Below are 6,557 nucleotides of genomic sequence, written 5' to 3'. Positions count from 1 at the left end.
CATCATGTGACCTATCCATGAAAACGCTGACGGTGCAGACCGGGCATGGACGGTGCCGGGATGTGGGGACTGCAGGCATATTACCGAAAAACCGCCTAAAAAGCCCAAGCAATTGCCAAGCTTGACAAACACTGCGATAATTTGCGGTTTCCCTGCATGCAGGGCGAATTTTTACGCGCGCGAAATTTGAAAAAGAGGTGGCAACATGCCGATCTTTGTCAGGTGACGTGCACTATTTCACCGGTGTTGCGCTTGAGCAGGGCTTGAGCTTGGTCACTGTAGCGCCTCCCATTCCTTCTGGATGTGGGTGAGCGGCTCGGTTGCCACCAAACCGGAACCAAGCCTCTCTAGGAATTGCATCATGAAACGTACTTACCAACCTTCCAAAGTCCGCCGCGCTCGTACCCACGGTTTCCTCGTCCGTATGAAGACCAAGGGTGGCCGCGCCGTGATCAACGCACGCCGCGCCAAGGGCCGCAAGCGTCTGGCCGTCTAAGCCTGAATGGGTGGCCTTGGCGCTCTGATGAAGAGTGCCAGGTAGTGCTCCGGTGCATCGCCTCAAGACACGACCCCAGTTTCAGGCCGCCATGGCGGGCGGAACCATTGCACGTACGGCGCATTTTGCGCTGCACCGACTGGATCTGAACGCCGCATCCTCTGGCAGCGAGACTGCCTCCCCATCAGGGCCCGGTGCCTTGCCTTCCAGTGAGGCGGCACCGCAGGCCCTTTTTGCGTTGCCTGGTACCTGGCTGGGTGCCATGGTGCCCAAGCGCTGGGCGCGCCGTGCCGTCACGCGCAACACCATCAAGCGCCAGATCTATGCCGTTGCGGCCGAGCAGGCTTTGCAGCTGCCGGCGCATGCCCATGTGGTGCGCCTGCGCAGCACGTTCGACCGCAAGCAATTCATCAGCCCGACCTCGGATGTCCTGAAAAAGGCGGTCCGTGCCGAGTTGCTGCAGCTATTTGCCCGGGCGCAGAAAAACACGCGTGATGCGCTCCCTGGGCGCGATGGCGCCGCTACAGGGCATAGCGTATGATGCAACGTTTGCTGATCGGACTGGTACGTGGCTACCGGCTGCTGCTGAGCCCATGGCTGGGTTCTGCCTGCCGTTTCGAGCCCACATGCTCGGTCTATTCGTTGCAAGCGCTGGAGCAGCATGGCGCCGCCATGGGAAGCTATCTGACTGTGCGCCGTCTGGCGCGCTGCCATCCGTGGTGCCAGGGCGGCCTGGACCCGGTTCCCTCGCATCCCCGTTGGTTCAGCCGTTTGGTAACTCCTGCTGATTCATCCTCTTCCCCCTCCGAGAAGTCTTCATGAACGACATTCGCCGCACCATTTTGTGGGTGATATTTGGTTTCTCACTCGTCCTGCTCTGGGACAAGTGGCAAATCCACAATGGCCGCAAGCCCACCTTCTTCCCGACGCCCGAAGTCACTGCGGCTACCCCTGCGGATGCCACCAAGACCGAGGCGGGCGTACCTGCTGCGGCCCAGGCAGCTGCGGCTGACAGCAGCAATGTGCCCGCCACCGGCGGTGCTGCACCTGCTGCTGCGCAGCGCGAAAAGGTGACGGTGACGACCGACCTGTACCGCCTGACTTTTGATGGCGAAGGCGGCTCGCTGATCGGTGCCGAACTGCTCAAGTACGCCGACCAGGACGACAAGACCAAGCCTGTGAAGCTGCTGGACGAAAGCGCTGCCCGCGTGTATGTGGCGCAGACCGGCCTGATCGGCGGCAACTTCCCCACCCACAAGACGGTGATGAAGCTGCAGCCGGGCCCGCGCGAGCTGGCAGAAGGCCAGGACAGCCTGAATGTGGTGTTCGAATCGCCCGAGCAGGGCGGCGTCAAGCTGGTCAAGACCTGGACCATCAAGCGCGGTGACTATGCCATCGGCCTGAAGCAGGACGTGGTCAACACCAGTGGTGCGGCAGTCAGCCCCCAGCTGTACCTGCAGCTCACGCGTGATGGCAACAAGCCCTCTGGCGAGTCGATGTTCTATTCCACCTTCACCGGCCCTGCGGTCTATACCGAGGCCAAGAAGTTCCACAAGGTGGATTTCAAGGACATCGAAAACGGCAAGACCGACAGCCTGGACAAGCAGGCCGACAATGGCTACGTGGCCATGGTGCAGCATTACTTTGCCAGCGCCTGGTTGCTGCCACAGGGCACGCAGCGCGACATCTACGCCCGCAAGGCTGGCAACAATCTGTACTCGGTGGGCGAGATCACCCAGCTGGGCCAGATCGCTCCCGGCCAGAGCAAGGCGGTGGAGGCGCGCCTCTTTGTCGGCCCGCAGGTCGAGAAGATGCTCGAATCCATGGCGCCCGGCCTGGAATTGGTCAAGGACTATGGCTGGCTGACGATTCTGGCCAAGCCGCTGTACTGGCTGCTGTCCAAGCTGCACACCTTCATTGGCAACTGGGGCTGGTCCATTGTGGCGCTCGTGGTGCTGCTGAAGATCGCCTTCTACTGGCTCAACGCCAAGGCCTACTCCTCGATGGCCAAGATGAAGGCCATCAACCCACGCATCATGGAGATGCGCGAGCGCCTCAAGGACAAGCCGCAGCAGATGCAGCAGGAGATGATGCGCATCTACCGCGAGGAGAAGGTCAACCCCATGGGCGGGTGCTTCCCGATCATGATCCAGATTCCTGTGTTCATGGCGTTGTACTGGGTGCTGCAGTCGAGCGTGGAAATCCGCAACGCACCGTGGATCGGCTGGATCCACGACCTGTCGGTTCCTGATCCGTTCTTCATCCTGCCGATCGTGATGACCCTGTCGTCGCTGCTGCAGACGGCGCTGAACCCCGCGCCGCCTGATCCGATGCAGGCCAAGATGATGTGGATCATGCCGCTGATGTTCAGCGTGATGTTCTTCTTCTTCCCGGCAGGCCTGGTGCTGTACTGGTGCACCAACAACATCCTGTCGATTGCCCAGCAATGGATCATCAACAAGCGCATGGGTGTGCCGCCGCAGTTCAACCTGCCGAAGTTCAAGTAAGCGCTTTGTCAATGCAGGGATTGCCTAGGCGGGCATTCCCGCATCTGCCCCCGGAACGGCCGCATTTGCGGCCGTTTTTTCGTTAGCATGGTCTGTTCAGATCGTTGTTAAACAACATGGGGGTTGATGTATGGCAAAAGTTTCGGTTTTTCAACGCAGCGCCTTGGCGCTGGCGGTGTTGGTGTGCGCAGGCGCATCGCATGCGGCAACCCTGCGCTGGGCTGGCGCCAATGACATCCTGACCCTGGACCCCCACGCGCAGAACCACCAGACCACGCATGCGTTCCTGCAGCAGGTGTACGAGCCGCTGGTGCGCTATGGCAAGGATTTTCAGCTGGAGCCCGCGTTGGCTACCAAATGGACCGAAGTGAGCCCCACACAATGGCGCTTCGAACTGCGCAAGGGTGTCAAATTCCACGACGGCGCGCCGTTCACGGCGGATGACGTGGTGTTTTCTCTGACCCGCATCATGACGCCGCCATCGAACATGATGAGCTCAACCCAGAGCATCAAGGAAGTCAAGAAGGTCGACGATTTCACCGTTGATCTGATCCTCAAGGGCCCCAACCCCATTTTGCTGCGCGAACTGACCGAGGCCCGCATCATGAACAAGGCCTGGGCCGAGAAGAACAACTCCGTCAAGACCCAGGATTACGCAGGCAAGGAAGAATCCTTTGCCAGCCGCAACACCAACGGCACGGGCTCGTTCATCGCCACGGGCTGGCAGCCCGATGTGAAGCTGACCCTCAAGAAAAACGCCAACTGGTGGGACAAACCCACCGGCAACGTGGATGAGGTGGTTTTTACCCCGATTAAATCGGCTGCCACCCGCACCGCTGCGCTGATCTCGAACCAGGTCGATTTCATGGTTGACCCACCACCCCAGGACCAGGACCGCATCAAGAAGACGCCTGAGTTGAAGCTCCTGGAAGGTACGGAAAACCGCACCATCTACCTGGGCCTGGATGTATTCCGTGACGAGTTGCCGGGCGCCGGCACGGCGGGCAAGAACCCGCTCAAGGACATCAAGGTGCGCAAGGCCATGTATATGGCGATCGACACCGAAGGCCTGCACAAGCGCACCATGCGTGGCATGTCCATCCCTGCGGGCACCATGATTGCGCCCATGGTGCACGGCTGGACCAAGGAGCTGGAGCAGCGTGCCGCCAAATACGACGTGGAAGGCGCCAAGAAGCTGCTGGCTGAAGCCGGTTACCCCAATGGCTTCAACCTGAAGCTGGAATGCCCGAACGACCGCTATGTGAACGACGAGGCGATCTGCCAGGCCGTGACCGCCATGTGGACCCGCATCGGCATCAAGACCAGCCTGCAGGCCACGCCAATGGCCCAGTACGTGACGCGTGTGATGAACTCCGACCCCAACGCCTACCTGTTCGGCTGGGGCGTGGCCACGTTCGATGCGCTTTACACGCTGGATGCGCTGGTCCACAGCAAGGGCAGCGCGGGCGGCGGCGTCTACAACGGTGGCCGTATTGCCGACAAGGAGCTGGATGCCAAGATCGACGCGATGAAGACCGAGACGGATCCGGCCAAGCGTGATGCGCTGATCAACGATGCGTTGAAGATGACCAAGGACAACTTCTACACCATCCCTGTGCACCACCAGATCTTCCCCTGGGCCATGCGCAAGGGCATCGACACCGTGTACCGCGCCGATGCACGCCCGATTCCGGCCTGGACGACCATCAAGTAAGCGGGTTCAAGCCGCATACCCAAACCCAACCAGGAAGCCTGCGCGAGCAGGCTTTTTTGCTTTTTACCGGGCCGTGGGGAGCCCTCGGTGCAGCGCTGCTGGCCGGGCACGCTGATAATCAGAGGCATTGAACCTGCTGTTTTGAATGAAAATGGCCTTTGGCGCACAACCAACGTGCGCCAATAGCTATTAAATCTGTAGTGTGCAGCCCTTGCGCTGCAGCCATTTGCCTGAACCTGTCCGAGAACCGCCCATGCTTGCCCGCCACCAAGACCCGATTGTTGCCATTGCCACCGCCCCCGGACGCGGCGCCGTGGGCATCGTGCGGGTGTCGGGCAAGGCCATTGCGCCGCTGGTGCAGCTGTTGTGCGGCAAGGCGCTCAAGCCGCGCGAAGCGAGCTATCTGCCCTTCAAGGCGGCCGACGGCCAGGCTATCGACCAGGGGCTGGCGCTGTACTTTCCGGCGCCGCACAGCTATACCGGCGAAGACGTGCTGGAGCTGCAGGCCCACGGCGGGCCGGTGGTGCTGCAGCTGCTGCTGGCGCGCTGCCTGGAGGCCGCGCAGACCCTCGCTGCCAACGGCCAGGCGACCTTGCCGGGCCTGCGCCTGGCCGAGCCGGGCGAGTTCACCGAGCGCGCCTTTCTGAACGACAAGATCGACCTGGCCCAGGCCGAGGCGATTGCCGATCTGATCGATGCCAGCACCGAAGCGGCCGCGCGCAGCGCCAGTCGCTCGCTCACCGGCGCCTTTTCGCAGGAGATTCATCGCCTGCGTGATGCACTCATCCACCTGCGCATGCTGGTGGAGGCGACGCTTGATTTTCCAGAAGAAGAGATCGACTTTCTGCAAAAGGCTGACGCCTATGGCCAGCTCGACCAGCTACGCAGCACACTCCAGGGGGTGATGCAGCGCACACGCCAGGGTGCGCTGCTGCGCGAAGGCATCAAGGTGGTGATCGCCGGGCAGCCCAATGCGGGCAAGAGCTCGCTGCTCAACGCGCTGGCGGGGGCGGAGCTGGCCATCGTCACCCCAATTGCCGGCACCACGCGCGACAAGGTGGCGCAAACCATTCAGATCGAAGGCGTGCCGCTGCACGTGATCGACACCGCCGGTCTGCGCGAGAGCGATGACGAGGTGGAACGCATCGGTATCGCCCGCGCCTGGGAAGAAATTGCCAGCGCCGATGCCGTGCTGTTTCTGCACGACCTCACGCGCATGCAGGAAGACAGCTACCGCGCCGCCGATGTACAGATCGCCGCCACCTTGCGCGAACAGCTGCCCGCCAGCGTGCCGGTGATGCAGGTGTGGAACAAGGCGGATGCATTTTCAGCCGCCAGCGCACGCCAGATGAGCGCAGAGGCATCAAAGATCGTAGCAATTCATTCGTCTGCAGATATGGCGGGCGATGAGCCGCTGATTCTTTCGGCCAAGACCGGCGACGGGCTGGATACATTGCGCAAGCAATTGCTGGCCATGGCTGGCTGGCAATCGGCCGCCGAAGGCACCTACATTGCCCGCGCGCGCCATGTGCAGGCGCTGCAGCAGGTGCAGGAACACCTGGACAGCGCCCACGAGCAGTTGCATGTGGACAGCCCCGCGCTCGATCTGCTGGCTGAAGAACTGCGCCTCGCGCAGCAGTCACTCAACGCCATCACCGGCGAATTCACATCGGACGATCTGCTAGGCGTGATCTTCAGCAGTTTCTGCATCGGGAAATAGCCAATACGGCAGCCCCGGTTGCGCAGTGGACAGCGCTGCATTGCCGCCATGGATCGCCGAAAGCACAATGTGCAAAGAGCCGGTGGATGGCCATTCCACACCTATTCCATACCCATTCCC

The 6,557-nt window shown here is 61.4% G+C and carries 6 protein-coding genes; all 6 read left to right on the top strand.

Annotated elements, in window-relative coordinates; genetic code table 11:
* Positions 1–361 precede the first annotated feature (361 nt).
* The 6 genes from rpmH to mnmE all read left to right on the top strand — a co-directional run bounded on the left by rpmH (position 362) and on the right by mnmE (position 6,437).
* Entirely contained in the window at positions 362–496 is a 135-nt protein-coding gene (rpmH, locus tag LAD35_RS20270) for a 50S ribosomal protein L34 (protein WP_184704652.1), read from the top strand.
* Between the two features lie 52 nt (positions 497–548).
* Complete coding sequence (locus LAD35_RS20265) at positions 549–1,037, top strand: ribonuclease P protein component (RefSeq protein WP_224150727.1); 489 nt, start codon at positions 549–551, stop codon at positions 1,035–1,037.
* On the top strand, positions 1,034–1,318 hold the full coding sequence (gene yidD / locus LAD35_RS20260) for a membrane protein insertion efficiency factor YidD (RefSeq protein ID WP_184704648.1): 285 nt from the start codon (positions 1,034–1,036) through the stop codon (positions 1,316–1,318). The genes LAD35_RS20265 and yidD overlap by 4 nt, the downstream gene beginning before the upstream one ends.
* Positions 1,315–3,003: a membrane protein insertase YidC gene (yidC, locus tag LAD35_RS20255; protein WP_224150726.1), complete on the top strand. Its 1,689-nt coding sequence runs from the start codon at positions 1,315–1,317 to the stop codon at positions 3,001–3,003. The genes yidD and yidC overlap by 4 nt, the downstream gene beginning before the upstream one ends.
* A gap of 130 nt (positions 3,004–3,133) precedes the next feature.
* Positions 3,134–4,717 carry an ABC transporter substrate-binding protein gene (locus tag LAD35_RS20250; RefSeq protein ID WP_224150725.1) on the top strand — a complete coding sequence of 528 codons (1,584 nt, stop codon included), beginning with the start codon at positions 3,134–3,136 and terminating at the stop codon, positions 4,715–4,717.
* 253 nt (positions 4,718–4,970) lie between these two features.
* Positions 4,971–6,437 carry a tRNA uridine-5-carboxymethylaminomethyl(34) synthesis GTPase MnmE gene (gene mnmE, locus LAD35_RS20245; RefSeq protein WP_224150724.1) on the top strand — a complete coding sequence of 489 codons (1,467 nt, stop codon included), beginning with the start codon at positions 4,971–4,973 and terminating at the stop codon, positions 6,435–6,437.
* Positions 6,438–6,557: the final 120 nt, after the last annotated feature.

It is taken from the genome of Comamonas odontotermitis, from assembly GCF_020080045.1.
GTDB lineage: Bacteria > Pseudomonadota > Gammaproteobacteria > Burkholderiales > Burkholderiaceae_C > Comamonas > Comamonas odontotermitis.
The sequence above is the reverse complement of the archived record's forward strand: the minus strand, read 5'-3'. Positions and strand labels throughout refer to the sequence as shown.

What these genes read in the sequence shown, in the direction of transcription:
- rpmH (WP_184704652.1), top strand. Translation starts at nt 362, where the DNA reads ATGAAACGTACTTACCAACCTTCCAAAGTCCGCCGCGCTCGTACCCAC.
- yidD (WP_184704648.1), top strand. Translation starts at nt 1,034, where the DNA reads ATGATGCAACGTTTGCTGATCGGACTGGTACGTGGCTACCGGCTGCTG.
- LAD35_RS20250 (WP_224150725.1), top strand. Translation starts at nt 3,134, where the DNA reads ATGGCAAAAGTTTCGGTTTTTCAACGCAGCGCCTTGGCGCTGGCGGTG.
- yidC (WP_224150726.1), top strand. Translation starts at nt 1,315, where the DNA reads ATGAACGACATTCGCCGCACCATTTTGTGGGTGATATTTGGTTTCTCA.
- mnmE (WP_224150724.1), top strand. Translation starts at nt 4,971, where the DNA reads ATGCTTGCCCGCCACCAAGACCCGATTGTTGCCATTGCCACCGCCCCC.